Source organism: Streptomyces graminofaciens (genome assembly GCF_030294945.1).
Classification (GTDB): Bacteria; Actinomycetota; Actinomycetes; order Streptomycetales; family Streptomycetaceae; genus Streptomyces; species Streptomyces graminofaciens.
The window spans coordinates 7,114,434-7,140,487 of sequence record NZ_AP018448.1; the positions used below are offsets into that span (position 1 = coordinate 7,114,434).

General features: G+C 71.2%; 19 protein-coding genes. 10 read left to right on the forward strand and 9 right to left on the reverse strand.

What is annotated here, in order from left to right; all coding sequences use genetic code 11:
• Positions 1-4 precede the first annotated feature (4 nt).
• The 3 genes from SGFS_RS30795 to SGFS_RS30805 form a co-directional block, all read right to left on the reverse strand.
• Complete coding sequence (locus tag SGFS_RS30795) at positions 5-427, reverse strand: CBS domain-containing protein (protein WP_286255123.1); 423 nt, start codon at positions 425-427, stop codon at positions 5-7.
• 193 nt (positions 428-620) lie between these two features.
• The gene (locus SGFS_RS30800) at positions 621-2,444 is read right to left on the reverse strand and encodes a thiamine pyrophosphate-requiring protein (protein ID WP_286255125.1); all 1,824 of its coding nucleotides are present in this window, start codon (positions 2,442-2,444) and stop codon (positions 621-623) included.
• A gap of 121 nt (positions 2,445-2,565) precedes the next feature.
• Positions 2,566-3,522: an LLM class F420-dependent oxidoreductase gene (locus SGFS_RS30805; RefSeq protein ID WP_286255126.1), complete on the reverse strand. Its 957-nt coding sequence runs from the start codon at positions 3,520-3,522 to the stop codon at positions 2,566-2,568.
• 263 nt (positions 3,523-3,785) lie between these two features.
• Between SGFS_RS30805 and SGFS_RS30810 the strand changes: the two genes are divergently transcribed.
• Complete coding sequence (locus SGFS_RS30810) at positions 3,786-5,825, forward strand: flavin monoamine oxidase family protein (protein ID WP_286255127.1); 2,040 nt, start codon at positions 3,786-3,788, stop codon at positions 5,823-5,825.
• The gene (locus SGFS_RS30815) at positions 5,822-7,666 is read left to right on the forward strand and encodes an alpha-keto acid decarboxylase family protein (RefSeq protein ID WP_286255129.1); all 1,845 of its coding nucleotides are present in this window, start codon (positions 5,822-5,824) and stop codon (positions 7,664-7,666) included. The genes SGFS_RS30810 and SGFS_RS30815 overlap by 4 nt, the downstream gene beginning before the upstream one ends.
• A 108-nt stretch (positions 7,667-7,774) precedes the next feature.
• Here the strand turns inward: SGFS_RS30815 and SGFS_RS30820 are convergent, their stop codons facing one another.
• Positions 7,775-8,887 carry a YihY/virulence factor BrkB family protein gene (locus SGFS_RS30820; RefSeq protein WP_286255131.1) on the reverse strand — a complete coding sequence of 371 codons (1,113 nt, stop codon included), beginning with the start codon at positions 8,885-8,887 and terminating at the stop codon, positions 7,775-7,777.
• A gap of 370 nt (positions 8,888-9,257) precedes the next feature.
• Between SGFS_RS30820 and SGFS_RS30825 the strand changes: the two genes are divergently transcribed.
• The 3 genes from SGFS_RS30825 to SGFS_RS30835 all read left to right on the forward strand — a co-directional run bounded on the left by SGFS_RS30825 (position 9,258) and on the right by SGFS_RS30835 (position 12,690).
• Entirely contained in the window at positions 9,258-9,977 is a 720-nt protein-coding gene (locus SGFS_RS30825) for a polysaccharide deacetylase family protein (RefSeq protein ID WP_286255133.1), read from the forward strand.
• A gap of 235 nt (positions 9,978-10,212) precedes the next feature.
• The gene (locus tag SGFS_RS30830) at positions 10,213-11,004 is read left to right on the forward strand and encodes a hypothetical protein (RefSeq protein WP_286255134.1); all 792 of its coding nucleotides are present in this window, start codon (positions 10,213-10,215) and stop codon (positions 11,002-11,004) included.
• A 255-nt stretch (positions 11,005-11,259) separates the two neighbouring features.
• Positions 11,260-12,690, forward strand: a complete 1,431-nt coding sequence (locus SGFS_RS30835; RefSeq protein ID WP_286255136.1) for an alpha/beta hydrolase — start codon at positions 11,260-11,262, stop codon at positions 12,688-12,690.
• 53 nt (positions 12,691-12,743) lie between these two features.
• Here the strand turns inward: SGFS_RS30835 and SGFS_RS30840 are convergent, their stop codons facing one another.
• The 4 genes from SGFS_RS30840 to SGFS_RS30855 all read right to left on the reverse strand — a co-directional run bounded on the left by SGFS_RS30840 (position 12,744) and on the right by SGFS_RS30855 (position 16,637).
• Positions 12,744-13,529: an IclR family transcriptional regulator gene (locus SGFS_RS30840; protein WP_286255138.1), complete on the reverse strand. Its 786-nt coding sequence runs from the start codon at positions 13,527-13,529 to the stop codon at positions 12,744-12,746.
• 71 nt (positions 13,530-13,600) lie between these two features.
• Positions 13,601-14,443, reverse strand: coding sequence for a fumarylacetoacetate hydrolase family protein (locus SGFS_RS30845; protein WP_286255140.1), 843 nt, complete (start codon positions 14,441-14,443; stop codon positions 13,601-13,603).
• Positions 14,440-16,137 carry a bifunctional 3-(3-hydroxy-phenyl)propionate/3-hydroxycinnamic acid hydroxylase gene (locus tag SGFS_RS30850; protein WP_286255142.1) on the reverse strand — a complete coding sequence of 566 codons (1,698 nt, stop codon included), beginning with the start codon at positions 16,135-16,137 and terminating at the stop codon, positions 14,440-14,442. Before SGFS_RS30850 ends, SGFS_RS30845 begins: the two co-directional genes overlap by 4 nt.
• A gap of 5 nt (positions 16,138-16,142) precedes the next feature.
• Positions 16,143-16,637 carry a VOC family protein gene (locus tag SGFS_RS30855; RefSeq protein WP_286255143.1) on the reverse strand — a complete coding sequence of 165 codons (495 nt, stop codon included), beginning with the start codon at positions 16,635-16,637 and terminating at the stop codon, positions 16,143-16,145.
• 245 nt (positions 16,638-16,882) lie between these two features.
• Here SGFS_RS30855 and SGFS_RS30860 point away from each other — a divergent pair, with 245 nt between their 5' ends.
• The 5 genes from SGFS_RS30860 to SGFS_RS30880 all read left to right on the forward strand — a co-directional run bounded on the left by SGFS_RS30860 (position 16,883) and on the right by SGFS_RS30880 (position 24,524).
• A complete protein-coding gene (locus tag SGFS_RS30860) occupies positions 16,883-18,529 on the forward strand; it encodes an MFS transporter (RefSeq protein ID WP_286255144.1) in 1,647 nt (548 codons plus the stop codon).
• Between the two features lie 204 nt (positions 18,530-18,733).
• Positions 18,734-20,203, forward strand: a complete 1,470-nt coding sequence (locus SGFS_RS30865; protein ID WP_286260150.1) for a benzaldehyde dehydrogenase — start codon at positions 18,734-18,736, stop codon at positions 20,201-20,203.
• A gap of 58 nt (positions 20,204-20,261) precedes the next feature.
• The gene (locus SGFS_RS30870) at positions 20,262-21,782 is read left to right on the forward strand and encodes a carotenoid oxygenase family protein (RefSeq protein ID WP_286255145.1); all 1,521 of its coding nucleotides are present in this window, start codon (positions 20,262-20,264) and stop codon (positions 21,780-21,782) included.
• Between the two features lie 211 nt (positions 21,783-21,993).
• Positions 21,994-23,646 (forward strand): serine/threonine-protein kinase, encoded by a 1,653-nt coding sequence (locus tag SGFS_RS30875; protein WP_286255147.1) that lies wholly within the window; start codon positions 21,994-21,996, stop codon positions 23,644-23,646.
• Positions 23,643-24,524: a hypothetical protein gene (locus tag SGFS_RS30880; RefSeq protein WP_286255148.1), complete on the forward strand. Its 882-nt coding sequence runs from the start codon at positions 23,643-23,645 to the stop codon at positions 24,522-24,524. The genes SGFS_RS30875 and SGFS_RS30880 overlap by 4 nt, the downstream gene beginning before the upstream one ends.
• A 42-nt stretch (positions 24,525-24,566) precedes the next feature.
• Here SGFS_RS30880 and SGFS_RS30885 read toward each other — a convergent pair whose 3' ends face one another.
• A complete protein-coding gene (locus SGFS_RS30885) occupies positions 24,567-25,946 on the reverse strand; it encodes a hypothetical protein (protein WP_286260152.1) in 1,380 nt (459 codons plus the stop codon).
• Positions 25,947-26,054: the final 108 nt, after the last annotated feature.

Genomic DNA, 26,054 nt, shown 5'->3' on the forward strand with positions numbered 1-26,054 from the left:
GTCCTTACTGGTTGGGCCTCGTCGAGCTGATGTCGCCGAGAGCCGACCCGGGGTCGCGTTCGATGGCCAGGTCGCCGATGGAGACGATGCCCACCGCGTGCTGCGAGTCGTCGACGACCGGGACACGGCGGACCGAATGCTCGCGCATCACCTTCACGGCGCGGGTCAGGTCGTCGCCGGGCTTCACCGTGACGAGATCCTCGCTGCACGCCTCGGCCACGGTCATCCGGCTCGGGTCGCCGCCCTCGGCCATCGCCCGCACCACCAGGTCGCGGTCGCTCACCAGCCCGCGCAACCGCTCGCCCTCGGCGACCAGAACCGCACCGATGTTCTCGTCCCGCATCATCCGGGCCACGGTCGTCACCGGGGTCTGCGGTTCCACGGTCACCGGGGAAGCCGTCATGACGTCGCTGACATGCTGAGTCATGGGGATCCATCCCTCCAGTCCAGTGGGCGGTTCGTCCACCGCCGCTCGGCCTCCCGGGTACCCGAGGACGACCACGGTGAACTCGACGGGTGCGGCTCGTCCCTCGCTGACCAGGTGAGGCCGAGCGCCGACCAGGTGAGGCCGAGCGCCGACCAGGTGAGGCCGAGCTCTGACCAGGTGAGGCCGAGGCCGCTCACGTCTCCGCCTGCGTGCCGGGCCGGTCCGCGCGGTGGCGGTGGCCGGGCAGGAACTCCTGCACCTTGGCCTTGAAGCCCTGGCGGACCATGCCCGCGCGGTCGCTGTCGCCCTTGAGGATCGAGCTCGCGGCGGCCTCGATCTGGTCGAGCGTCGCGTGCGGCGGGATCGGCGGTACGGCGGGGTCGGTCACGAAGTCCAGTACGCAGGGCCGGTCGGTGGCCAGCGCGGTCTCCCAGGCGCCCACGACGTCGGTCGGCTTCTCCACCCGGATGCCCTCCAGGCCCACCAGACGGGCGAAGTCGGCGTAGGCGACGTCGGGGATCGACTGGGAGGGCAGGAACTGCGGGGAACCCTGCATGGCGCGCATCTCCCAGGTGACCTGGTTGAGGTCCTGGTTGTTCAGCACCGCCACGACGAGCCGCGGATCGTCCCACTCCCGGTAGTACTTGGCGACGGTGATCAGCTCCGCCATGCCGTTCATCTGCATCGCCCCGTCGCCGACGAGGGCGACGGCCGGCCGGTCGCCGTGCGCGAACTTGGCGCCGATCGCGTACGGCACCCCGGGCCCCATGGTGGCGAGCGTGCCGGACAGCGAGCCGCGCATGGCGCCGCGCAGCCGCAGGTGCCGGGCGTACCAGTTGGCGGCCGAGCCGGAGTCGGCGGTCAGGATCACGTCGTCCGGCAACAGGTCGTTCAGCGCGTGGACGACGTACTCGGGGTTGACCGGGTCCGCGTCGACCGCGGCGCGCCGCTGCATGACCTCCCACCAGCGGGCGGTGTTCAGCTCGATCTGCTCGCGCCAGCTGCGGTGCTCCGCCGCGTCGAGCAGGGGCAGCAGCCGGGTCAGCGTCTCGCGGGCGTCGCCGACCAGATTGACCTCGAACGGGTAGCGCAGGCCGACCATGTGCGGGTCGATGTCGATCTGCACGGCCCGGGCCTGCTCGAACTCCGGCAGGAACTGGGTGTAGGGGAAGGACGAGCCGATGACGAGCAGGGTGTCGCAGTCCCGCATCAGCTCGTACGACGGCCGGGTGCCCAGCAGCCCGATGGAGCCGGTGACGTACGGCAGGTCGTCGTCGAGGGCGTCCTTGCCGAGCAGCGCCTTGGCCACGCCCGCGCCGAGCCGGTCGGCGACCGCCATGACCTCCTGACGGGCCCCGCGGGCGCCCTGCCCGACGAGGATCGCGACCTTCTCGCCCGCGTTGAGCACGTCGGCGGCCCGGGCGAGGTCCTCGTCGCCCGGCACCGGCGCGTACCGCGACATGCCGAGGCTGGAGGGGACCATCTTGAAGGCGTGCGCGGGTGGCGAGTAGTCCAGTTCCTGTACGTCGGCGGGGACGATCACGGCGGTGACGGAGCGGCGGGCCATGGCGGTGCGCATCGCCCGGTCCAGCACGTTGGGCAGCTGCTCGGGGACGGTGACCATCTCGCAGAAGTCGGAGGCGACGTCCTTGTACAGGCTCAGCAGGTCGACCTCCTGCTGGTAGGAGCCGCCCATGGCGCTGCGGTCGGTCTGCCCGACGATCGCGACCACGGGCACGTGGTCCAGCTTGGCGTCGTACAGCCCGTTGAGCAGGTGGATGGCGCCGGGCCCGGACGTGGCGGCACACACACCGACCCGGCCGGAGAACTTGGCGTAGCCGACGGCTTCGAAGGCCGACATCTCCTCGTGGCGGGACTGGACGAACCGGGGGTCGTCACCTGCCCGCCCCCAGGCCGCGAGCAGACCGTTGATGCCGTCCCCGGGGTAGGCGAAGACATGCTCCACTCCCCACTCACGCAGCCGCTCGAGAATGTGGTCGGAGACCTTCATCGACATGTTCGAAGACCTTTCCGGTAGGGCGTGTGGAGCGGGTTCAGGGGCGGCGCGGCGAGCGCGTGGCGGCTGCCGCGGCGCCGCCACCAGCCCCTTGCGAGCATCAGAGGGAACCGCCTTCCCGTCAGGCGCGCAGGCGCGGCAGGATCTTCGTGCGGTAGAAGTCGAAGAAGCCCCGCTGGTCCTTGCCGATCTGGTTGACGTACACGGTGTCGAATCCCGCGTCGACGAACGCGGTCAGGGCCTCGACATGGGTGTCGGGGTCGTCGCCGCACGGTACGGAGGCCGCGACCTGGTCCTCGGTGACCAGCTCGGAGGCCTGTTCGAAGTGGCGGGGCGTGGGCAGGATCTGCGGGAGTTCCCCGGGGAGCTGCTCATTGGCCCACAGACGGTGCGCGGTGCGAAGCGCCTGCTGCCGGTCCGGGCCCCAGCACACCTTCGGTCCGCCGTACACCGGCTTGGCGCCGCCGCCACCGCGGCGGAAGCGTTCGACCAGGGCGGTGTCGGGCATCGTCGTGATCAGACCGTCGCCGACGCGGGCCGCGAACTCGGCGGCCTGCGGGCCGAAGGCGGAGACGTCGATGGGGACCGGCTCGTCGGGCAGGGTGTACAGGCGGGCGTTCTCCACCGTGTAGTGCCTGCCGTGGTGGCTCGTCTGTTCGCCGGTGAGCAGCCGCCGGATGATCTGGAGCGCCTCCTCCAGCATGTCCAGGCGCACCGAGGCCTCGGGCCAGCCGGTGCCCAGGATGTGCTCGTTGAGCGCCTCGCCGGTGCCGACCCCCAGCCGGAAACGGCCGCCCAGCTGGGCGGCGCTGGTGGCGGCCGCCTGGGCGATCACGGCGGGATGCGTACGTACGAGGGGGCAGGTCACCGCCGTTTCGACGGGCAGCGAGACGGCCTGTGACAGCGCCCCGATCACCGTCCACACGAACGGACTCTCGCCCTGGCGGTCGTTCCACGGGTGGTAGTGGTCGGAGATCCACAGGGAGTCGAAGCCGGCCTGCTCGGCCATCCGGGCCTGATCGACGAGCTCGGCCGGGCTGTGCTCCTCGCACGACAGGAAGTATCCGAAATCGGGCATCGTCCCTCCTGGTGGTGGAGCGGTGTCGGCGGTTCCGGTGACGCGCTGCCGAGTACCCGGTGGGCCCGGCCCCTAACAGCGGCGTGGGTGGCGCGGGCAGCGGCCGGTCCCGGATCACCATTTCCGTCCCTGGCGGAACTCTGGTTTTCGTACGGGAAATCCGAGCAAGTCGAAATTACGTCAAGAAATGCGATCAGCCCTTTTAGGACTTTATCTGTTGATAAAGCCAGGAAATCGTTTCTCCATATCTACGATCGCAAGCTATGACCGACATTTCACGGGAAAACTCCGCCACCCGTGCGCGCTGGCAGACATGCCTCAGGCTCGCCCGCGAACTCCTCCTCGTCGGGCCGGACGACAAGGACCTCAAACTCGGCTATCTGCACACCCTGATAGACACGGGCCGCCTGGGCTCCACGCACCACCCGCGCAAGAAGATCCTCATCGTCGGCGCCGGTGTCACCGGCCTCGTCGCCGGCCGACTGCTCAAGGACGCCGGTCACGACGTCACCATCATCGAGGCCAACACCAGCCGCGTCGGGGGGCGCGTCAAGACCTTCCACACCACCAAGCTCAGCCAGCCCTTCGAGGACCCCGCCCAGTACGCCGAGGCCGGCGCCATGCGGCTGCCCGACTTCCACCCGCTCGTCCTCGCCCTCGTCGACAAACTCGGGCTCGGCCGCCGCCAGTTCTACAACGTGGACGTGGACCCCTCCACCGGCAGCGGCCCCGAGGTCCCCGCGCCCCCGGTGACGTACACATCCTTCACCGGGCAGACCTGGACCTACGGCGACGACAGCCCCGACTTCCGTGAACCCGACAAGCGCGGCAACTCCTGGATCCGCACCAACCGCGTCCAGGTGCGGCGCGCCGACTACACCGCCGGGCCCGAACGGATCAACGAGGGCTTCCACCTCACCGGCGACGAGGTCCGCGCCCCCGTCGTGAAGATGGTCGACGACGCGCTGGAGTCCGTCCGCGACTACTACTCCGACCTCGTCGACGGGCGGCGCGTGAACAAGCCGTTCGACGAGTGGGTCGAGGGCTGGGCCCGGGTGATCCGCGACTTCGACGGCTATTCGATGGGCGGCTTCCTGCGCGACCACGCCGGGCTCAGCGACGAGGCGATCGAGGCCGTCGGAACGCTGGAGAACATGTCGTCACGGCTGCACCTCTCCTTCTTCCACAGCTTCCTGAGCCGCAGCGACATCAACCCCGCCGTCCGCTACTGGGAGATCCCCGGCGGCAGCTGGCGCCTGCCGCACGCCCTCCACCAGGGCCTGCTCGACGAGGTGCGGCTCGGCCACCGCATGATCCGCCTCGAATACCACGATCCCAGCCGCGACACCGACCCCGAGGGCACCGGCGCCGTCGGGCCCGACGGCTGGGGCGTGGCCGTGCAGACCGTCGCCGAGAACGATCCACAGGCCGAGCCGCGCCTGTGGACGGCGGACCTGGCGATCGTCACCATCCCCTTCTCCGCCCTGCGCTTCGTGGAGATCGTCCCCTCGATGTCGTACAAGAAGCGCCGCGCCATCATCGAGACCCACTACGACTCGGCCACCAAGGTGCTGCTGGAGTTCAGCCACCGGTGGTGGGAGTTCACCGAGGACGACTGGCGCGACGAGCTGGAGAACATCGCGCCAGGGCTCTACGAGCACTACCGGCTGGGCGCCGACACGGACTCCGATCCCGCCCTCGCGTTCACCGCGGCGGGCGCCGGTCTGCTCGGTGCCGCGGTCAAGGGCAGCGGCGTCACCGAGGAGATGCGGCTGATCGACAGCACCATGCCGCTGCGCGGCCCCGCCCTGCGCCCCGCCACCCACTGCTTCGGCGGGGGCTCGGCCACCGACAACCCCAACCGGTTCATGTACTACCCCTCGCACCGGGCCGAGGGCAGCACCGGCGGCGTGGTCCTCGCCTCGTACTCCTGGTCCGACGACGCCGCCCGCTGGGACTCCATGCGCAGCACCGAGCGGTACGTCTACGCCCTGCGCAACCTTCAGGCCCTGCACGGCCGCCGGATCGAGGTGTTCTTCACCGGCCGGGGCGCCACCAAGAGCTGGGCCCGCGACCCGTACGCCTTCGGTGAGGCCGCCATCTACACCGCGCACCAGATGACCAGCTTCCACCTGGACGTCTCCCGGCCCGAAGGCCCCGTGCACTTCGCCGGTGAGCACACCTCCCTCAAGCACGCCTGGATCGAGGGCTCCCTGGAGAGCGCCGTCCGCGCCGCCATCGCCGTCCACCAGGCCCCGCCGGTCACCACCCCGGGCCCGAACCGCGAGGAGGACCAGTCATGAGCGCGATCATCCCCGAGTGCACAGTCGCCCGCTACCTCGCCCTGCGCCTGGCCGAGCTGGGCATCACCCATCTGTTCGGCGTCCCCGGCAACCACCTCGGCCCCTTCCTGACCACCCTGCGCGCCGAGGGCGACATCGAGTGGGTCGGCACCCCCACCGAGGGCGGCGCGGGCCAGGCCGCCGACGCCTACGCCCGCGTCCACGGCGTCGGCGCGGCCGCGGTCACCTACGGCGTCGGCGCGTTCAACCTCCTCAACGCCTGCGGCGGCGCCTACGTCGAGCAGATCCCGCTGATCGCCGTCAACGCCGCCCCGCCCTACGAGCAGTGGCAGAACTACCGTGCCGTCGGCCTGCTCACCTCCCACATGAGCCCCCGCGCCGAGAGCAACCTGGCTGTCTACCGGCAGGTCACCGTGGACGCGCAGGCCATCTCCAACCCGGGTCTCGCCCCCGCCCAGATCGACGCCGCGCTCACCGCGTGCCTCTCCGAGCGCAGGCCGGTCTACCTGGAGGTCATGGAGGACCTGTGGGACGAGCCCTGTCCCGCGCCGGAGGCCCCCCTCACCCGCCGCGAACGGCCGTTCAGCACGCGCAACCAGACCATGCTGGACAACGCCGTGGAGGCGATCATCGGCCTGATCGAGGCGCACCCCGGCCCGGACGGCAGGCCCCGCCCGATCGTGTGGGCCGGCGAGGAGATCGACCGGTTCGGCCTCGGCGGGGAGCTCACCGACCTGACGGAGGCCACCGGGGTGCCGTTCTGCACCACCGTCGGCGCCAAGGCCGTCGTGGACGAGGACCTGCCGCAGTTCCACGGCGTGTACAACGGCCACGCCAGCCACCCGGACGTGCACTGGGTCTTCAAGGACTGGGCCACCTGCCGGATCGGCCTCGGCGCCTGGTCCACGTCGAAGAACCTCGGCGGGGAACAGTACGTCGGCACCGACTGGGTGATGGCCGCCCAGGGCGGGGTCAGCGTCGGCACCACGTACTTCCCCGACGTCCAGCTCGCCCGGCTGCTGCCCGCCCTCCAGGACGCGCTGGTCAAGCGCTTCGGCTCGTCGGGCCTGGCCGCCGACTACTACGCCGAGGCCCACGCCCACCACGGCGCGCCCCACGACCGCCCCGCCGGCCTGGAGCGTCACCGCGCCTCGCTCCGCGCCGTCAGCTCGCCGTCCCGCCACACCGAACAGCTCACCTACGACGGCCTGTTCGACCGGATCAACCACTTCCTGGGCCTGGAGACCCGGCAGGACTGGACGGTCGTCTCCGACGCCGCGTTCTCCCTCATCGGCTCGATGAACCTGTCCCTGCCCGCGGGTGGCTTCCTCTCGCAGGTCAGCTGGCTGTCCATCGGCTGGTCGGTCGGCGCGGCCACCGGCGCCGCACTCGCCCCCGAGCGCGGCCGCACGCGCCCGATGGTGTTCGTCGGCGACGGCTCCTTCCAGGAGACCTGCCAGGAGATCTCCACCCACACCAGGCTCGGGCTGCGCTCGGTGGTGTTCGTCATGGACAACGGGCACTTCTACGGCATCGAGCAGATGCTGGTGAACCCGTCCTACTACGCCGAGCGGGGCACAGCCGGTGCCGCCGACCCGGACGGCGCGGACTTCTACAACGTCCTGCACCCCTGGCACTACGACCGCCTCGCCGCCGTCTTCGCCGACGAGGAGACCCCGGCGCACGGGATCGACATCGCGAACACCGCCGAACTGGACGAACTGCTGGCCCGCCTCACCGACCCCACCGACCCGGTCAACTCCGGCCCCCTGCTGGTCCGGGTCCGTCTGCACCGGCACGACTATCCGCGGGCGATGGCGTACAAGGTGCCGAAGCCCTAGGCGACGTCGTAGGGCCCCTGACAGCTCAGGGGAGGGCGGCGGCCGACACGGCCGCCGCCCGTCATGCCCCCATCAAGCCCGTGGGCCTCATGTCCCGTGGGCCTCATGTCAGGACCCGAGTCGGCGACGGTCCTCCTCGTCCCACTTCTGGGTGTCGCGCGGCCGGACGTACGGCTCCTCCCCGGCCGGATGTCCACCGGCGACGGCACGCTGCCGGGCCAGCTCCGCGTCGAACTCCAGTCCGAGCAGGATCGCCAGGTTGGTGATCCACAGCCACACCAGGAAGATGATCACACCGGCGAGCGTCCCGTACGTCTTGTTGTACGAGGCGAAGTTCGCCACGTACAGCGCGAACCCGGCGGAGGCGGCCATCCAGATGAGCAGCGCGAGGATGCTGCCGGGGGTGATCCAGCGGAAGCCGCGGGTCTTCGCGTTCGGGGTCGCCCAGTACAGCAGCGCGATCATGAGCGTGACCAGGAGCACCAGCACCGGCCACTTCGCGATCGACCACACCGTGAGCGCCGCGTCGCCGACGCCGAGCGCCGTGCCCAGCTGCCGCGCGAGACCGCCGGTGAACACCACGATCAGCGCGCTGATCACGGCCATCACCATCAGCACCACGGTCACACCGACCCGCACCGGCAGCACCTTCCACACCGGACGGCCCTCGGGAACGTCGTAGACCGCGTTCGCGCTGCGGATGAACGCGGCGACGTACCCCGACGCCGACCACACCGCCAGCACCAGACCCACGATCGCCATGACCGAACCCAGACCGGCATTTCCCTGCATCTGCTGCACCGCGTTCCGCAGGACATCCTGCGCGGGACCCGGGGCGAGCTTCTGGATGTTGTCCAGCACCTGCTGTGTCGCCGACTGCCCGACGATCCCCAGTACGGACACGAGCGCGAGCAGTGCCGGGAACAGCGCCAGAATTCCGTAGTAGGTCAGTGCCGCGGCCCGGTCGACCAGCTCGTCTCTCTTGAACTCCTTCAAGGTGCCTTTCAGCACCGCCCCCCAGGCGGGCTTGGGCAGATCCGTCGGACGCTCCGGCGCCCGCCGCTCCACCTCGTCGTCCGGCCCGGCCTCCGGGGCTTGCCTGCTCTCTGCCTCGCGATCAGCCGTTTGATCAACCTCTCGATCAACCTCTCGATCAACCTCTTGATCGGCCACGGCATGATCGCTGTCGTGCTGTCCGTGTCGCTTCAGTATCCGTACCATCCGGCACGGGTATCCGGCCTGGACCGACCTATACGCATATTCGCGATGTATCGGGCATCGCTCCTGTATCGGAGGCCGGATCGGATCACCTGGCCCGCGAGGTGATCGACGTCTCGGTCCGCGTCACGCTCAAGCGCTGAGCCCTCCTCGGGACCGGGGGCCTGAAGCGAGTCCTGCGTCCCTCTTCCCGTGCCGTGAAGCTAGGGGCGCCGCCAAGGCGTGACGCAGGTGACGGACAGTCAATTCCGTGCGGCTCTCGCGAAATTGTACGAAGAGTCGTAGAACAAACGTGCATCCAATCCCACTTCGGGTGCGTCCTACAGAGAAGTCCAGTGCTCGCAAGGGAAGTTCACTGTCTCTGGAGGACCCGATGCACCGACGCCTCGTCATCTCCGTCGCCACCGCCGCCCTTTGCGGCTCCACGCTCGTCGGCACCGCCACATCCGCCTCCGCCGCCACACCTCTGGCCGTCGACTGCCGCAAGGTGAAGTGCGTCGCGCTCACCTTCGACGACGGGCCGGTCGTCGACACGAAGCGGCTGCTGGGCATCCTGAACGACCGGAACGTCAGAGGGACCTTCTACCTGGTCGGCAAGAACGTCCAGAAGTACCCGTCGACGGTGCGCGACGCGGCGCTCGCCGGCCACCAGATAGGCAACCACAGCTGGGACCACGCCGACCTGACCAAGCTCACCACCGCGAAGATCAAGTCGCAGCTCTCCCGCACGGACACGGCGATCAAGGCGGCGACCGGCAAGAAGCCCAGCACCCTCCGCGCCCCGTACGGCGCCCACAACGCGGCTGTTCGCAATGCCGCCGGGCGACCGCTGGTGCACTGGAGCGTCGACACCCTCGACTGGAAGTACCGCGACACCGCCCGGCTCATCAGGTACGTCAACGCGGAGACCAGGCCCGGGGACATCGTCCTCATGCACGACATCCACAAGACGACGGTCGACGCGGTACCGGGGATCATCAAGGCCCTCAAGGCCCGCGGCTTCCACTTCGTGACCGTCGACGAACTCTTCGCCCCGACCAAGCTGCCTTCCGGCAAGGTCACCTACCACAACCGCGCGGCGTACCGCCCGTGACCGGGGGCGGCGCGAAGCCCGGTCGCAGCAGCGCCGTGTCCTGGAGGTGATCGGCGCGTTTCAGACAGCGTGAGTTCGTCTTGGATCTTTGAACACCTTCGGCAGGCCGTGTCCCGGTGGAACCTCGCGTCGGCGGAGCCGACGACAAGTGATGGCGCGGGCGGCGAGTCGATCGCCCGAGCGGTGGCGTCCGGCCCTGCCGTAGAGCCCGCGCTGTGCGGGGAGTGAGCCCGTCGTGCTGAGGAAGTTCATCGAGCAGTACGTCGAGAACCAGCGGCACAAGCGGGAGTTGGCGCGCCGTCGTTGGGAGCAGGAGGAGCGGTGGCGCGAGGAGGACCGAGCCATCGACCTCGCCGCTCGTGCCGCGAAGGACGTCTCCGCCAGGCGGCACGGAGAGTCGATGCGGCGGCTGGCCGGCGTCTCCTACATCGCGTTGCGCTGCCACGAGGACACATGGACGTTCATGGCGCGCGCCGCCTTCGGGGTGTGGGAACCGTCCTGGTCCCAGAGCACGCATGACACATGGAACCGGATCGGTCCCGACAACAAGCGGCTGTGCATGCTCACCGTCGATCCGAACCTGCCGGAGGGCCGCATCACCAAGGGAGCCGATGGGATGCAGGACGTGCTCATCTCGGGCCACAACCTGGTCCGGGTCCTCGACGCGCTCCGTACCGCCGCTCGGTCCGACGACCCGGCGCGCGCCGCCCGGGGCAGGACGCTGTACGAGAGGATCTCGGCGGTGGCCGACATGACGGATGCGACGCGGCCGGCGGGGAAGACCACCGGGATCGTGGTGTCCATCGACGACAGCCTGAGCGAGCCGGGCGTCCACGAGCCCTCACGCCCCCTGGCCGTGGCCGTGGTGCCGCCGGTCCAAACGCCCGCCACCGGTGCACCTCAACGACAACTGCCCGTCCTGACGGCATCACATCCGCAGCGCGCGATGGAGTCCCCGCGCCGGCCCGCGGTGGTGTCCCCGTCCCCTACGGATCATTCAGCCGTTCGACGGCCTGCGGATCGGTAGCGACACCGGGTGACGAGGGCGGCGGGGGACGCCCATGCGGTCGGCTTGGTAACCGCTTAAAGCGGTTACCGCGCCGGGCGACCCACGGCGGTGCGTCGGCGCACGTATCGCGCTCCGCGCGGTTGGCGTGAAGTTGTGCACTCTATTGGCCGTCGCAAGAAATAAGCCTTACATTCCTGGACGCCACTCGTTCAGTGCACTGAGCATCCGCTCCGGCCCCCGCATCCCCCGCATCCCCCGCAAGGAGCCGTCACCATGCCTGCCAGCACCCGTCCCCGCACCCCCCGCACCCCCCGCACTCCCCGTACTCGTCTGCGTGTCGCCCTCGTCGCCCTGGCCACGCTGGCATCCGCCGCGCTCACCACCCTCCCCTCCACGGCCGCCCAGGTGGACTCGCCGGTCAGCGGCCACCTCACCGGCACCCTCGCCGACGGCGCCACCTGGGTCGCCGACGTCCCCGAGGACTGGAACGGCACCCTGCTGCTGTTCAGCCACGGCTTCGGCCCCCTGGTCGCCAGGAACGCTCCCACCGACGCCGTACGCACCGCGCTGCTCGCCGAGGGCTACGCGATGGCCGGGTCGTCGTACGACCCCAACGGCTCGATGTGGGCACTGAACAGCGCCGAACGAGACCAGTTCGCCACCGTCGACGCCGTCACCGCGAAGATCGGCAAGCCGTCGCGCACGCTGGCCATCGGCAATTCGATGGGCGGACTCGTCAACGCGCAGCTGGCCCGGGACGGCGGCGGGCGCATCGACGGCGCGCTCGGTCAGTGCGGCCTGGTCGCGGGCGGCACGGACCTGAACAACTACCAGCTGGACGCCGAGTACACCATCGCCCGTCTGCTGCTGCCCGGACAGGACGTGAAACTCGTACGGTTCGGCACCTCCGCCGAGGCCTCCGCCACCGCCGACCTGCTCACCAAGGCGGTCACCGCCGCCCAGGGCACCCCGCAGGGCCGCGCCCGGATCGCGCTGGCCGCCGCCTACCTCAACCTGCCCGCCTGGGCGCCCGGGAAGGACCGGCCCGCCGCGACCGACTGGGCGGGCCAGCAGGAGCAGCAGTACGCGTGGTTCGCGCAGGGCATCCTCTCGTTCGTCGAGGGCGGCCGGTACGCCATAGAGCAGTCCGTCGGCGGCAACGCCTCCTGGAACCGGGGCGTCGACTACGCCCGCCTGCTCGCCGATTCCGCACACGCGCCCCAGGTCCGCGCCCTCTACAAGGCGGCCGGCCTCGACCTGCGCGCCGACCTGCGCACGCTGACCGCGGGCGCCACGATCACCGCCGACCCGGCCGCCGTCCGCACCGCGCAGCGGACGTCCTCCGCGGGCCAGGGACTCGACGTGCCGTTGCTCAACATCCACACCACCGCCGACAACCTGGTTCCGGTGGAGCAGGAGAGCCGTTTCGCCGCCCGTGTGCGGGCCTCGGGCGACGGCGCGCTGCTGCGGCAGGCGTACGTCGAGCGGCAGGGCCACTGCACGTTCACCACCGCCGAGACGGTGGCCGCCCTGCACGCGCTCGAACACCGCGTCGAAACCGGCCACTGGGACGACGTCGCGACCCCGGCCGCGCTCCAGAAGGCCGCCACCGAGCTCGGTCTGGGCGGGGCGGCGTACGCCCCCTACCGCCCGGCACCGCTGACGGTCGGCCGCGACGGGTCGGCGCACCGCACTCAGCACTGACGCCGGGCACCCCGCGAGCCCCGCGCACCGGGGCGGGCCACGGCGCGGTGGGGTCACCCGGCGACGACGGCCATCCGGTCGCTGATCTGCTGGGCGGTGGCCAGGACCTTCTGGGCGATCTCCGTCTCCGCCTCCGGGTAGACCCGGGAGGCGAGGGCGGCCACGCTCACCGCCGCGACGACCTGCTTGTTCGCGTCCCGGATCGGCGCGGCGATGCCCACGACGTCGGGGTCGAGTTCGCCGCGGGTGACGGAGTAGCCGATGCGGCGGATCCGGCCGAGGCGTTCCATCAGGGCGTCGACGTCGGTGAGGGTGGCCGGGGTGAAGCGGCGCAGCTCGGCGGCCTCCAGCAGCCTGCGGGCCTCGTCGTCCGGGCTCCAGGCCAGCAGGACGAGGGCGGAGGCGCCGGCGTTGATCGGCAGCGTGCTGCCACGCTCGTAGGAGATGCGTACCGCGCGGGTGCTCTCCGCGCGGTCCACGCACACCACCAGGTCCCCGGCGCGCCGGGTCAGCAGCACGGTCTCGTGCGCTTCTTCGGCCAGGGCCTCCATCGACGGCAGCGCGACCTCGGAGAGGCCGTAGCTGCGGCGGGCCAGCCGGGCGATCTCCAGTACGCGCAGGCCGAGCCGGAAGCCGCCGCCGGGCGCCTCCTCCAGGAAGCGCCCGGCGACCAGGCTCTGCAGATAGCGGTACGCGGTGGAGCGGGCGACGCCGAGCCGTTCCGCCACGGCGGTGCCGGAGACGACGAGGTGGGTGTCGTCGAACATGGTCAGGATGTCGAGCGCCCGGTCGGCGGTGGAGTTGCGGTCGCGGTAGCTGGGGGACGCTGTTCCTGACATGCGAGGCACAGTAGCGGGTGACCGCGTGCCCTTGGAGGTCGCGTCGGTCCGCCCGCTCCCGGCGGGCCCGTTTACAGCCGGTCCTTGACGACGGTGTTGCGCAGTTCCCCGACGCCCTCCACGGTGGTGACGAGTTCCTGGCCGGGCCGCAGGAAGACCTTCGGGTCGTGGCCGGCGCCCACCCCGCCCGGGGTGCCGGTGAGGATCAGGTCGCCGGGCAGCAGCGTGATGATGGTGCTGACGTAGGCGATGGTGTCGGCCACGTCGAAGAGCAGGTCGGCGGTGTTGGACTGCTGCATGGTGTGGCCGTCGACACCGCACGAGATGGTCAGGCCGGAGGCGCCGGGCGGGAGTTCGTCGGGGGTGACGAGCGTGGGCCCGACAGGGGTGGTGGCCTCGAAGGTCTTGCCGGAGAGGAACTCCCGGGTGCGGTGCTGCCAGTCGCGCACGGTCACGTCGTTGGCGACCGTGTAGCCGGCCACGTGCTCCAGGGCCTTCTCGCGCGGGATGTGACGGCCGCCGCGCCCTATGACGACGCCGAGTTCGGCTTCCCAGTCGAGGTCGTCGCTGACCGGCGGCATGTGGATGTCGTCGTGGGCGCCGATCAGGGAGCCGTCGTACTTGGCGAACAGGGTCGGGTGCGCGGGGGTCGCGCGGCCCATCTCCTTGATGTGGGTGGCGTAGTTCAGGCCCAGGCAGACGATCTTGTTGGGATGGGGGACGAGCGGGGCGAGTGACGCCTCCGACAGGGGCAGGCGCTCGCCGTCCGTGGCGGCCGCCCGTACCTGCCAGTCGTCACCGGCGGCGAGCAGAGCGCCGACGTCGGAGTAGGGCAGCAGGACGAGTTCGTCGCCTTCCTGCCGGGCGGCGGCGGTCCGGCGGTCGTCGGTGACACGGACGGTGCTGAGTCTCATCGGGGTACTCCTGGGGAGTCGTGCTGGATCTCGGGGAGGGAATCGAGGACGGGGGCGGGAGGGACGGTGGCCGTGAGGGGGCGGGCGGCGAAGCGCCGCAGCTCCGCGCCGACGTACTGGGCCCGGTCGGGGGTGAACACGGCTGCCACCAGACGGTCGGGGCGTACGAGGACGAAGTGCCTCGTGACTCCGGCGAAGAGGGCCTCGAGCCGGCCGTCGGCGTCGGCGATCCCCGTCCGGCCGGCACGGTCGCGCGGTGCGCGGTCGTCCAGGAAGACGTCCACGGCGGTGGCGTCGGGGAGGCCGGCCCGCGCGACGGCCACCCAGTCGGTGTCGCTCACGCCGATCCCCAGCAGGCTCCAGCCCTGTCCGAGGACGTCGTCTAGCCGAGTGAGGCGATGATGCCGCCCGCGCAGCACCCTCGGCTGCGGCAGCATCGTGCCGACGAGCTCACGGCCCGGGCCGTGAGCGGGGACGACGGCTCCCGATCTGACTCGGGTGTCGGGGCGGTAGCGCATCTCGGTGAGATAGCGGCGCCCCGGCGGGATGCGCATGGCCGTGCGCACCAGCACATCGCGCAGCAGGGCGCGGGGGCGGCTGGTGGTCATCACGATCCGGCCGAGCCGTACGGAGAGGTCGATCACGGCCCGGGCGTGGGGGCGCCGCTCGGTGTCGTACGTGTCGAGCAGTGTGTCGTCGGCCCGGCCCGCCAGGACCTCGGCGATCTTCCAGCAGAGGTTGGCCGCGTCCCGTACACCGGAGTTGAGGCCCTGCCCGGCGAACGGCGGCATCATGTGCGCGGCGTCGCCGAGCAGGAAGCAGCGGCCCCCGCGCAGGCGGTCGGCGAGCAGCGCGTGGAAGCCGTAGGCGACGGCCCGCTCGACCTGCTCGGGTGTGATCTCCCGGTAGGGCCGCAGGAGCCCGCGCACCAGGGCGAAGGGGGGCGGTGTGCCGGGTTCGCACTCGCCCGGCTTCAGGCGGAACTCGTAGCGGCAACGGCCGTCCCGTCCGGCGACGATGACGACGGGGCGGCCCGGGTCGCCGTGGTGCATGCCGTAGCGCTGGTCGTGCGTGTCCTGGAGGGTGTCGACCACGAGCCACACATCGGGGAAGCTGCGCCCTTCCATGGGGATGGACAGCAGGTCGCGTACGGTGCTGCGGCCGCCGTCGCAGCCGAGGACGTACGAGACGTCCAACTCCTCGGTCGGCCCGTCCTCCCCGCCGGTCCGCAGCGACACGCGCACCTGGTCGGGGTGCTGGGTGACGAGGGCTGTCAGGCGGGTGTCGAAGCGGACGTCGACGCTGGGGAGGCGGCGCAGCTGCTCGCGCAGCACGCGCTCCAGGTCGGGCTGGGCGAAGGGGTTCTTGAAGGGGTGCCCGAAGCGCTGGTCGCCGGTGCCGCGGGCGTGCAGGAGCGGCCGTCCGCCGATGCCGAAGTACTTCGTCCCGGTGCCCGGCACGAGGATCGGGTAGACCGCCTCGTCGAGGCCGTCGGCTGACTGGAGCGTGCGCAGCGACTCGTCGTCGAGGCTGATCGCCTTGGCGTCGTCGCTGGTGGTGGCGTTGCGTTCCACCAGCAGCACGCGTACGCCCCGCGAGCCCAGCAGATGGGCGGCCGTCAGCCCGGTCGGGCCGGCGCCCACGATGAGTACGTCGGGTCGCGGGGCCGGTGGTGCCGCGGATGTCGTGGGCACGGCGATTACTGGACCGGCTGGTAGGCGGGGCCGCCTTCGGTCAGTAGCCGTTCGGCCTCGGCGAGCACGTCCGCCGGGTCCTGGTCGAGGTCGATGGTCTTGCGGAAGGGCTGGCGCACGTCACGCTCCAGCCGGAGGTAGACCTCGTTGCGGTTGCCCTCGGGGTCGAAGAAGTAGATCCCGATCGCGTTGCCGTGGGTGACTTCCTGCTGGACGTCGATGCCTTCGGCACGGAACCGGTGGTGGAAGCCGATGATCGACTCCAGGGTGTCCACGCGCCACGAGACCTGGTGGGTGAGCTTGGCGCCGGGAGGGGCGGTGCGGCCCCGCTGCAGGACGAACTCGTGGTGCTCCTCGTCGGGGCGCGAGGAGAAGAACACGATGCCCCGCTCCTCGTCCTCGTCGGTGACGGTCAGCCCCAGGACGCGGGAGTAGAAGTCGCGCATCTTCACCAGGTCGTCGACCCAGAAGCCGGTGTGACCGAGTCCAGTGATCGCCATGGCTGTGTCTCCTTTTTCAGGACGCATGTTTTGTTGTCCGGGACACTAGGCTGCTCGATGCGCCGACGTCAACGATCGGCATGCGGGCGTCCGCAAGGAGATTTCTCGCGTCTCGCCTCTTGACGGTTCAAGCGCTTTGGGTGCAGCGTCCTGTCTCACGCTACAAGCGTCCGAGTATGCGGGACGCCCGTCCTGGCTCTGCTGAAGCCACCGGGGACCGCTCGAGCCGCCACTGGAGGCACCCCATGACCCGTTCCGATGCCGGGAGAGCCGCCGCCCCGGCCGACGCCGAGGGCCCACCGTCGCTGGGCCGCGCCACCCTGATCGCCGCATGCCTGGCAATCTGCGTGGCCCAGATCGGCATCCCGCTCGCGTCCCCGATCATCGGAGAGATCCAGCGGGACTTCGGGGCGTCGGCCGCCGCGCTCGCCTGGATCCCCGCGGCGTTCATCCTGCCGACGGCCATCCTGGAGCTGAACTTCGGCGTTCTCGGCGACCTCTTCGGACGCAAACGCCTGCTCGTCCTCGGCGGACTGCTGATCACGGCCGGCGCCCTGGTCGTCGCCACCTCGGGCACCCTGACCCAGCTCATCGCCGGCCAGGCGCTCGCCGGCCTCGGCGCCGCAGCGATCTTCCCCTCCTCGCTGGCAGTGGTCGTCGCGGGCACCCCGGAACCCGCCGCCCGCGCGCGGGCCCTGTCGTACTGGGCCGTCAGCCTGGCGTTCGGCGCCATGATCGCCCCGCTGATCAGCGGGTTCACCGCCGAGCACACCGACTGGCACTGGGCCTACGTACCGCTCGCGGTGGTCGGCCTGGTCACCGCGGCCGTCAGCGCCCGGTGCGTCGTCGACTCCCGAGAGCCGGCCGGGCGCGGACTCGACTGGCCGGGCCAGATCACCGTCGCCGTGTCCCTGCTGGCGCTGCTCTACGCCGTCATCGAGGGCGCCAACGACGGCTACACCGCGACGCACATCGTGCTCGCCTTCGCGATCGCCCTCGCCGCCTTCGTGGGCTTCCTCGTCGCGGAGCGCAAGTCACGGGCGCCGATGCTGCGGCTGGAACTCTTCCGGAACCCCTCCTTCGCCGCGGCCGCCGCCATCGGACTGCTCGCCATGTTCGGCTTCATCGGCACCGCCTACGCACTGAGCATCAAGCTGGAGACCGTCTACCACCTCTCCCCGCTGACGGCCGCCCTGCCCTTCGCTCTCATCCAGGCGATCCCGCTGGTGCTCACCCCCGTCCTGCCGAAGCTGCTGCAGCGGGTGCACCCTCGTGCCCTGCTCGTCGGCGGTCTGCTGTCCCTCGCGGCGGGCGAGATCTGGATGGCGCTGCTGCCGGGCGACGCCACGGACCTGGCGTCCATGACCGGGCCCATCCTGCTGCTGGGGATCGGCTTCATCACGATGTTCTCCGCGCTGACGGCCGTCGCGGTCGGCGCCGTCGACATCCGGCACGCCGGTATGGCCAGCGCCGTCACCAGCCTCGTCCGCGAGACCGGGCAGGCCCTCGGCCCCGCGATCGTCAGCGCCGTCGCCCTCGGTACGGCGAGCAGCGCACTCGCCGCGAAGCTCGGCGCCGCGAAGCTTCCCGCCGAGGCCATGGGCGTGGCCAGTGCCGTCAACGCGGACGGGGGCGCGATCGCGGTCGCCAACGCCGATCTCGGCGGGCTGTCGCGCACCCTGGTCCCGCTGGCCCGCGAGGCCCTCGAAACGGGCCTCGATCTCGGCCTGTACCTCTGCGCCGGTGCCAGCGTGGTGGCCGCGCTCATCGCCGTACTCGCTCTGCGGCACCGTACGGCCGCGGACGTACCGGGCGGCGCGGAAGCGGCCGACACCTCCGTGGCGCAAGCGGATACCGCCGCCCCGTCGGCCAGCCCACTGCCCAGCCACTGACCGACCCGCGCCTCGGCTCTCCCCGGGAACCAAGGACACCCCCCTCGCGGTGTGCCCGCTGGTCTTCGCCGCCGACCCGGCCGCGCCAGGGCCCTTCCGGGCGACGCCCCCTTCACGACTCGACGCGCTCCTTCGTGGCGCGACGCACCAGACATGACGGACCTAGAAGCACCAGACATGACGGATCTATCGGAACGGGACACCATGACGTTCTTGGACAGCACCACCTGGGAAGGCCGCATCTTCTCCGGCTCGGGCGAGTGGATCAACGGCTCGGGCGAGGACTACGACGCCGTCGAGCCCGCCACCGGCAAGACGCTGGGCCGCGTCGGCTCCGCCACACCGCCAGACGTGGACAAGGCGGTACAACGGGCGGTGCGGGCCCAGCGGGAGTGGGCCGCCCGGCCGTACTCCGACCGTGCCGCCGTACTGCGCCGCGCCGCCCGCCTCTTCGAGGAGCACCAGCAGGAGATCGAGACCTGGGTGGTACGGGAGTCCGGTGCGATCCGTCCGTTCGCCGCCCTACAGGTCAGCAGCGGTGGTGCGGAGGAGTGCCAAGAGGCCGCCGCCCTCGCCGGGGCACCCTACGGCGAACTGCTGCGTTCCGGGCAGGAGCGGCTGTCCTTCTCCCGCCGCAAGCCCGTCGGAGTGGTCGGCGTCATCGCCCCGTTCAACGTGCCGATCACCCTGGCCATGCGGGCGGTCGCCCCGGCGCTCGCCCTCGGCAACGCCGTCGTCCTCAAGCCGGACCCCCGCACCGCGATCAGCGGCGGCGTCGTCTTCGCCCGCGTCTTCGAAGAGGCGGGCCTGCCCGCCGGTCTGCTGCACGTCCTGCCCGGGGGCGCGGACACCGGAGCCGCCGTGGTCGAGCATCCGCAGGTTCCCGTCATCGCGTTCACCGGCTCCACCCGGGCCGGCCGAGCCATCGGCGTGGCCGCGGCCCGGCACCTCAAGCGGGTCCACCTGGAGCTCGGCGGGAACTCCGCGCTCGTCGTCATGGACGACGTCGACCTGGACAAGGCCGCCTCGGTGGGCGCCTGGGGATCCTTCGTCCACGCCGGTCAGATCTGCATGGCCAGCAGCCGCCACCTCGTCCACGCCTCGGTCGTCGACGAGTACACCGCCCTGCTCGCCCAGCACGCCGACGCGCTCCCGGTCGGCGACCCGACCACCGAGGCCGTCGCCATCGGGCCGCTCATCGACGGCGGACAGCGCGACAACGTGCACCACATCGTCCAGGAGACGATCGCGGCCGGTGCCCGGCTGGCCGCGGGCGGCGGTTACGAGGGCCTGTTCTACCGGCCCACCGTGCTCGCTGACGTACCGCTCACCGCGCCCGCCTACGCCGAGGAGATCTTCGGTCCGGTCGCGCCCGTCGTCCCCTTCCAGGACCTGGACGAGGCGGCCCGGCTCGCCGCGGGCACCGAGTACGGGCTGTCCCTCGGTGTCCTCACCCGTGACGTCATGAAGGGCCTCGCCCTGGCGGAGCGCGTGCCCAGCGGCCTGGTCCACATCAACGACCAGACCGTCAACGACGAGCCGCTCATCCCCTTCGGCGGGGCCGGCGACTCCGGCACCGGCTCCCGCCACGGCGGCACCGCCGCCAACCTCGAAGCCTTCACCGAACAGCAGTGGGTCACCGTACGCGGCGAACTCCCCGACTACCCCTTCTGACGGGGCCCGTTTCGCCCCCCGCACCCATCCGTTTCGCCCCCCGCACACTGGAGCAACGATGCCCCCGAACCCCATGACCGTCGTCCCCCGCCGGACGGGACGGACCCCCGCCCCCGCCCCCGGAGCCGGCTGGCCCACCGACAACAAGTTCCTCAACGGCCCCTTCGCGCCCTGGACGGAGGAGAACGAGGCGTACGACCTGGAGGTGGACGGAGAGATACCGGCCGACCTCGCGGGCGCGCTGTTCCGCGTCTCCTCCAACCCCCGCTTCCAGCCCCGCAACACCGACCGCTACCACTGGTGGGAGGGCGACGGCATGGTCTGCGGCATCTACCTGCGCGAGGGCCGGGCCGCCTACCGCACCCGCTGGGTCGAGACCGACTCGATGAAGGTCGAGGTGGAGGCCGGGGAAGCGGTCTACAGCGGCTTCGTCAACGGCGGCACCCCGGGCCGGCTGCCCGAGGGCGCCCCGCCCGCCAAGAACGTGGCCAACATCAACGCCGGCCTCTTCGACGACCACCTGATCGTCTACTACGACGGCGGACTGCCGCACGCGCTGGACCCCGAGACCCTGCGCACCCTCGGCACGTACGACTTCCACGGCGGCATCGACGTCCTGTGCACCGGCCACTACAAGACCGACCCGGACACCGGCGACATGCTGTTCTTCGCCGCCACCGGCCCGGTCGTCACCTGGTACCGCGCCGACGTGAAGACGGCCGAGATCATCGACTCGCACTCCTTCGACATCGGCGTGCCCGTCCTCATGCACGACTTCGCGGTCAGCGACACCTACGCCGTCTTCTTCGTCACCCCCGCCCAGTTCCGCCTCGACATGGTGGTGCAGAGCAGGCCCGGCGTGGTCTGGGACGAGAACTCCCTGGAACACGGGGTGCAGATCGTCCTGATGAACCGCCACACCCACGAGGTCACCTGGCACGAGCTCGGCGGCCACTGGGCCAACACCCACTTCTTCAACGCCTACGAGCAGGACGGCGAGCTGATCGTCGACGGGCACCGCATCAGCCGGCTCGGCAACCCCGCCGACCGCCTCTCCACGCCGCTGGGCTCCCACGAGTGGTTCCCCCCGGCCCAGCCCTACCGGTGGCGTGTGGACCTGGCGACCGGGCGGGCCTCGGAGGAGATGATCAGCGGCATCTTCGGGGAGTTCCCGAAGATCAACGATGCGTACACCGGCCGCCCGCACCGCTACGGCTACTTCGTCACCACACGCGGCCTGGCCCACGACACCATGTCCGACGGGCTGGCCCGCCACGACTACCTCCTCGACCACACCACCGTCGTCGAAGGACCGGACGGCCTGACCAGCCCCAGCGAACCGGCCTTCGTCGCCCGCGAGAACGCCCGCAGCGAGGACGACGGCTACCTGCTCACCCTGTGGTGGAACCGCACCACCGACCTCAGCGAACTCCTCATTCACGACGCCGCCGACCTGCGCCGCACCCCGCTCGCCCGGGTCAAGCTCCCCAGCCGGGTGCCCTTCGGCTTCCACGGCAGCTGGGCCGACCACCTCACCCTGGACCGAGCCATCGCGGCCCACCGCGACGACGGCCGGTAGGCCACAGCGGCGTACCCGCCCCGTACGTGCCCCGGCTTCCGTCAAGGTGTGGCCCATCGCCCACCTCGGGTGATACCACTTATGCCCCCGGGGGCAGGGCTCCCGGGTGCCGCACCGCAACCGATGTGGCTGAAAAGTGTGTCTCTGGGGGCGTGGTCCGAAGCTCCGGGGCGAGTGAGGTTCCGGCAGCACTGCAGCCTTGGGGGCTGGAATGAACACATGGGCGGTGCCCGGATACACCGAGTCGACGGAGCTCGGATCAGGGGCGAGCGGGCGGGTCGTCCTTGCCGTGCACCAGGAGACCGGCGTCCCGGTCGCGATGAAGTACCTCGCCGAGTCACTGCGCACCCGGCCCGGCTTCGTACGCGACTTCAGGGCGGAGGCGCGGCTGCTGGGCGGCCTGGAGAGCCCGTACGTCGCCGGGCTGTACGAGTACGTCGAGAGTCCGGACGGCGCCGCCATCGTGATGGAGCTGGTGGACGGTGTCTCGTTGCGGACCCTGCTGACCAGCCAGGGCCCGCTCGACCCCGAGGCCGCCCTCGTGGTCCTGAAGGGCTCGTTGCTCGGTCTGGCCGACGCGCACCGTATCGGCGTCGTCCACCGCGACTACAAGCCGGCGAACGTCCTGGTCGCACCGGACGGAGAGTCCAAGCTCGTCGACTTCGGGATCGCGGCGGACGTCGGCACCAGCGCCGGAGCGGCGGGAACCCCCGCCTACATGGCCCCGGAGCAGTGGACCGGGGCACCCGCCTCTCCCGCCGCCGACGTGTACGCGGCCACGGCCACGTTCTTCGAGTGCCTCACGGGCCACAAGCCGTACCCGGGCGACAATCTCGCCGAACTCGCGCTGCAGCACGCCGATGCGCCCGTCCCCGTCGAGGAGGTCCCCGAGGCGGTGCGGGACCTGGTGCGGCGCGGTCTGGCCAAGGACCCGCAGGAACGGCCCACACACGCCGAGGCGTTCGCCACGGAACTGGAGACGGCCGCCGGCGCCGCCTACGGGCCCGACTGGGAGGAACGCGGGCGCGGCCGGCTCGCCGCGCTGGTGGCCCTGCTGCCGCTGCTGCTGCCGTCGGCCCGCAGCGCCCCGCACACCACGACGGACACCGCGCGTACGGTGCTGGGCCGGGAACCGGGACAAGGCTGGGCGCGGTCGTGGCGGCCCGGTCGGCCGGGGATGCTGGTGTCCGGTGCGGCCGTGCTGCTGGGTGCCCTCCTGACCTACGGCATCCAGCACACACCCGGAGCGGATCCGCAGCAGGCGGCGCAAGCCCTGGCCACCACCAGTGCCCAGCCCGGTGTGGAGTCGGGAGGGCCCACCGCTCCGACCGCGACGACCACCGCCTCGTCCCCGCCGTCCCCCACGTCCCCCACGTCCACCGTGTCAGCCGGCCCGTCGGCCTCGGACCCGGGGACCGCCGACACCGGCGAGCCCTCGGCGTCCCTCACCACGGCTCCGGCCCCGGAGACGACGACGCCCGGCGGGGCGACCCCCGAGGCGACGCCGACGACCGCTTCCCCCGGCTCGCCGGCCGCCCCCGCCGTCAAGGACGTCACGGTGTCGGGTTTCCGCCAGACGGGCCCGACGACCGCCACGGCGACGATCGACATCACCACGGACGGCACCGGGCCGCTCTCCCTCACCGTCTCCTGGTTCACGGGCGACACCGGCGGACAGCTCGGCACCCCGGACGGTGCGGTCCAGACGTTGGAGCGCAGCGGCGCCACCCAGTACACCCTGACCGTCGACCACACCTTCCGGAGCAACGCCTGCTACTGGTCGGTGCGGGCCACGACCACTCCGGCCTCCGCCGACGGCGGCGCCTCGCAGCAGCTTCTGACCAGGCGGTGTGACATCCGATGACCACCAAGGACGACCGCACTCCCGCGACCGCCGAAGACGCCGGGGAGCCCACGCGGGTACTCGACCGCGCCGGGGGCGGTGAGGCCACCCTGGTGTTCGGCTCTGCCGGGGGCGGTGAGGTCACCCGGGTGCTCGGCCCAGCCGGGGACGGTGAGGCCACCCGGGTGCTCGGCCCAGCCGGGGACGGTGAGCCCACCCAGGTGCTCGGCCCCGCACACAAACCCGCCCCGAGCGACGAACCCGCCCCTAGCGACGAACCCGGCCCCGCCGACGCCGAGTACAGCGCCACTGTGCTGGCCAGCCACTGGATCCAGAGACCCGAGCCGGACGCCACCCTCGTCGGGCCGTTCTCCACGGAGACCCCGCTGACGCCGCCGGATCGCGCCGAGGGCACGATGCTGCGTTTCGGCCCGGGGGTGACAGCCGCCCTCGCGCACCGAACCCACAGGACGCTGCCCGTGGTGCCGCCGCCCCCCGTGCCCCGACGCCGACGTCTGCGCCGACACGCTCTGCCCGCGCTGGTACTGATCGCAGTCCTGGCCTTCCTCGCCTGGCAGCGTCTCGGGCCGTCCGTCGCGGTGCACACGGCGGCGGTCACGGCCCGGCCCACGGTTCTGGGATGCGGTGACACAGCCGACATAGTCGGCCTCGTCGCCACGAACGGCCGGCCGGGCACGATCTCCTACCGCTGGATCCGAAGCGACGGCACCGCCTCGGGCACACTGCGCGAAGGGGTGGTCCGGGGCCAGAGACAGGCACGTCTGCACCTGCGGTGGACCTTCCAGGGCACAGGCCGATACGAGGCACGGGTCGAACTGCGCATCCTTTCCCCCAAGCACCGCACGGTCACCGCCCACCTCACGTACCAATGCCCCTGACCGGGCCTCGGCCGGTCAGGGGCATCTTGCGTTCCCGCGGTGTCAGTTCACAGTGAAGAAGTAGTCGTAGGGCGCCAGTCGGATGCCGGAGCGGGTCGTCGCGTAGACCGTGACGTAGTGGAAGCCGTCCGTCGACGGGGTCCAGTCGATGCCCGCCTCATCGTCGGCGCCCGCGGTGACCGTGGCCTCCGGGTCCCCGTCGAAGGAGTACGTGTAGCTCACGACGTCCTTCACCTTGGGCGTGAACGTGAACGCGCCCGGGACGCCCGCACCGCCGCCCGAACCGTTCTCGGGGTAGACGTCCGAAGCGACGGTCGGAGTCGTGTCGTAGCTGATGTCCCACGATGCCGCGTCGCTGACCCAGCCGTTCGCGCTCCTGCTGGTCACCCGGAGCGACTCGCCGTAGGTGCCGTCCAGCGTGAGCGTCACCTTCGCCGTGCCGTCCGCCGCCGCCTCCACGTCGACGGTCCTGTCGCTCTGACCGCCGACGGTCTTCACGGAGTAACCGACGACCGGACTCTTCGACTGGAGCCCCGCGTCGGGCCGGAGCGTGAATTCGGTCGGATCGCCGAACTCGGGCGACGGGACGGCCGGGGTGACGGTGGGCGCCGTGGAGCTGACGCGGAACGTGTAGCTGGTGATCGCCGATCCGTTGTAGGCCCGGTCCAGGCTTCGCACCCACAGGGTCATCACACCGGCGCCGCGCGGCGGGACCAGGCTGAGCGTGGCCGAACCGCCGGGCGCGTCGGCGCGCTTGAAGTATCTCGTGTCCGAGTACGGGTCGACGGGCTGCGGAATGCCGTGGTCGCCGATCGTCGTGCCGATGACCGGGAAGTCCTGCTGCCAGGTGAACTGGAACCCGGTGACGTCGTCGACGCCGCCCGCGTCCAGTGTGAACGTGACCGGCTCCCCGCCCTGATTCCATCCGTCCGGCGGGTAGTTCGGCGAGGTGATGGTGGGTGCGCTCGCAGGGCGGGTGTTGTCGACCGTGACGTAGCAGGGGGCCGACCAGTCCGAGGCCGCGCCCCCGGCCACCGTCTGCGCCTGCCACGCGTAGGTCTGTCCGTCGGCGAGCGCGGCGGCGGGCAGAGTGGCGGGTGCCTCGAACCCGGTGGTGGCGAAGTCGCGGGTAACCGTCGTGATCCGCGTCGGGTCGGCGACCGGCCAGACCTGATAGCGCACGCTGACCCGGGGGTTGCCGGTTGTGTCGGTGGTCCCGGGGATGCCTTCGACGACAAGGCCGGTGCCGGCCCAGAGGTAGGTGGGCCGGTCCGCGTCGGTCGAGCAGTTCCGGTAGCCGTTGAACAACTGGGTGGGTGTGGTGGGCGTCCCGTCGGCCGCGTTCGCGGGCGACGCGGCCAGTGCCAGGCCGAGGGTTCCCAGAGAGGCGAGGACGGCACGCGCTCGCGTGCCGAAGGGCATGGTCAAGTGGTCCCTCCCGTTTTGGATGCCCGCACGCCGTGCTGATGCGCACAGGTGTACGGGCGGCGAGGGGATCGTATGAGGTGCCACAGGCCGACGCATGAGATT

Bases quoted from the DNA above. Each gene is read 5' to 3' on its own strand.
- SGFS_RS30795 (WP_286255123.1), bottom strand. From the start codon at position 427: ATGACTCAGCATGTCAGCGACGTCATGACGGCTTCCCCGGTGACCGTG.
- SGFS_RS30800 (WP_286255125.1), bottom strand. From the start codon at position 2,444: ATGTCGATGAAGGTCTCCGACCACATTCTCGAGCGGCTGCGTGAGTGG.
- SGFS_RS30805 (WP_286255126.1), bottom strand. From the start codon at position 3,522: ATGCCCGATTTCGGATACTTCCTGTCGTGCGAGGAGCACAGCCCGGCC.
- SGFS_RS30810 (WP_286255127.1), top strand. From the start codon at position 3,786: ATGACCGACATTTCACGGGAAAACTCCGCCACCCGTGCGCGCTGGCAG.
- SGFS_RS30815 (WP_286255129.1), top strand. From the start codon at position 5,822: ATGAGCGCGATCATCCCCGAGTGCACAGTCGCCCGCTACCTCGCCCTG.
- SGFS_RS30820 (WP_286255131.1), bottom strand. From the start codon at position 8,887: ATGGTACGGATACTGAAGCGACACGGACAGCACGACAGCGATCATGCC.
- SGFS_RS30825 (WP_286255133.1), top strand. From the start codon at position 9,258: ATGCACCGACGCCTCGTCATCTCCGTCGCCACCGCCGCCCTTTGCGGC.
- SGFS_RS30835 (WP_286255136.1), top strand. From the start codon at position 11,260: ATGCCTGCCAGCACCCGTCCCCGCACCCCCCGCACCCCCCGCACTCCC.
- SGFS_RS30840 (WP_286255138.1), bottom strand. From the start codon at position 13,529: ATGTCAGGAACAGCGTCCCCCAGCTACCGCGACCGCAACTCCACCGCC.
- SGFS_RS30845 (WP_286255140.1), bottom strand. From the start codon at position 14,443: ATGAGACTCAGCACCGTCCGTGTCACCGACGACCGCCGGACCGCCGCC.
- SGFS_RS30855 (WP_286255143.1), bottom strand. From the start codon at position 16,637: ATGGCGATCACTGGACTCGGTCACACCGGCTTCTGGGTCGACGACCTG.
- SGFS_RS30860 (WP_286255144.1), top strand. From the start codon at position 16,883: ATGACCCGTTCCGATGCCGGGAGAGCCGCCGCCCCGGCCGACGCCGAG.
- SGFS_RS30865 (WP_286260150.1), top strand. From the start codon at position 18,734: ATGACGTTCTTGGACAGCACCACCTGGGAAGGCCGCATCTTCTCCGGC.
- SGFS_RS30870 (WP_286255145.1), top strand. From the start codon at position 20,262: ATGCCCCCGAACCCCATGACCGTCGTCCCCCGCCGGACGGGACGGACC.
- SGFS_RS30875 (WP_286255147.1), top strand. From the start codon at position 21,994: ATGAACACATGGGCGGTGCCCGGATACACCGAGTCGACGGAGCTCGGA.
- SGFS_RS30880 (WP_286255148.1), top strand. From the start codon at position 23,643: ATGACCACCAAGGACGACCGCACTCCCGCGACCGCCGAAGACGCCGGG.
- SGFS_RS30885 (WP_286260152.1), bottom strand. From the start codon at position 25,946: ATGCCCTTCGGCACGCGAGCGCGTGCCGTCCTCGCCTCTCTGGGAACC.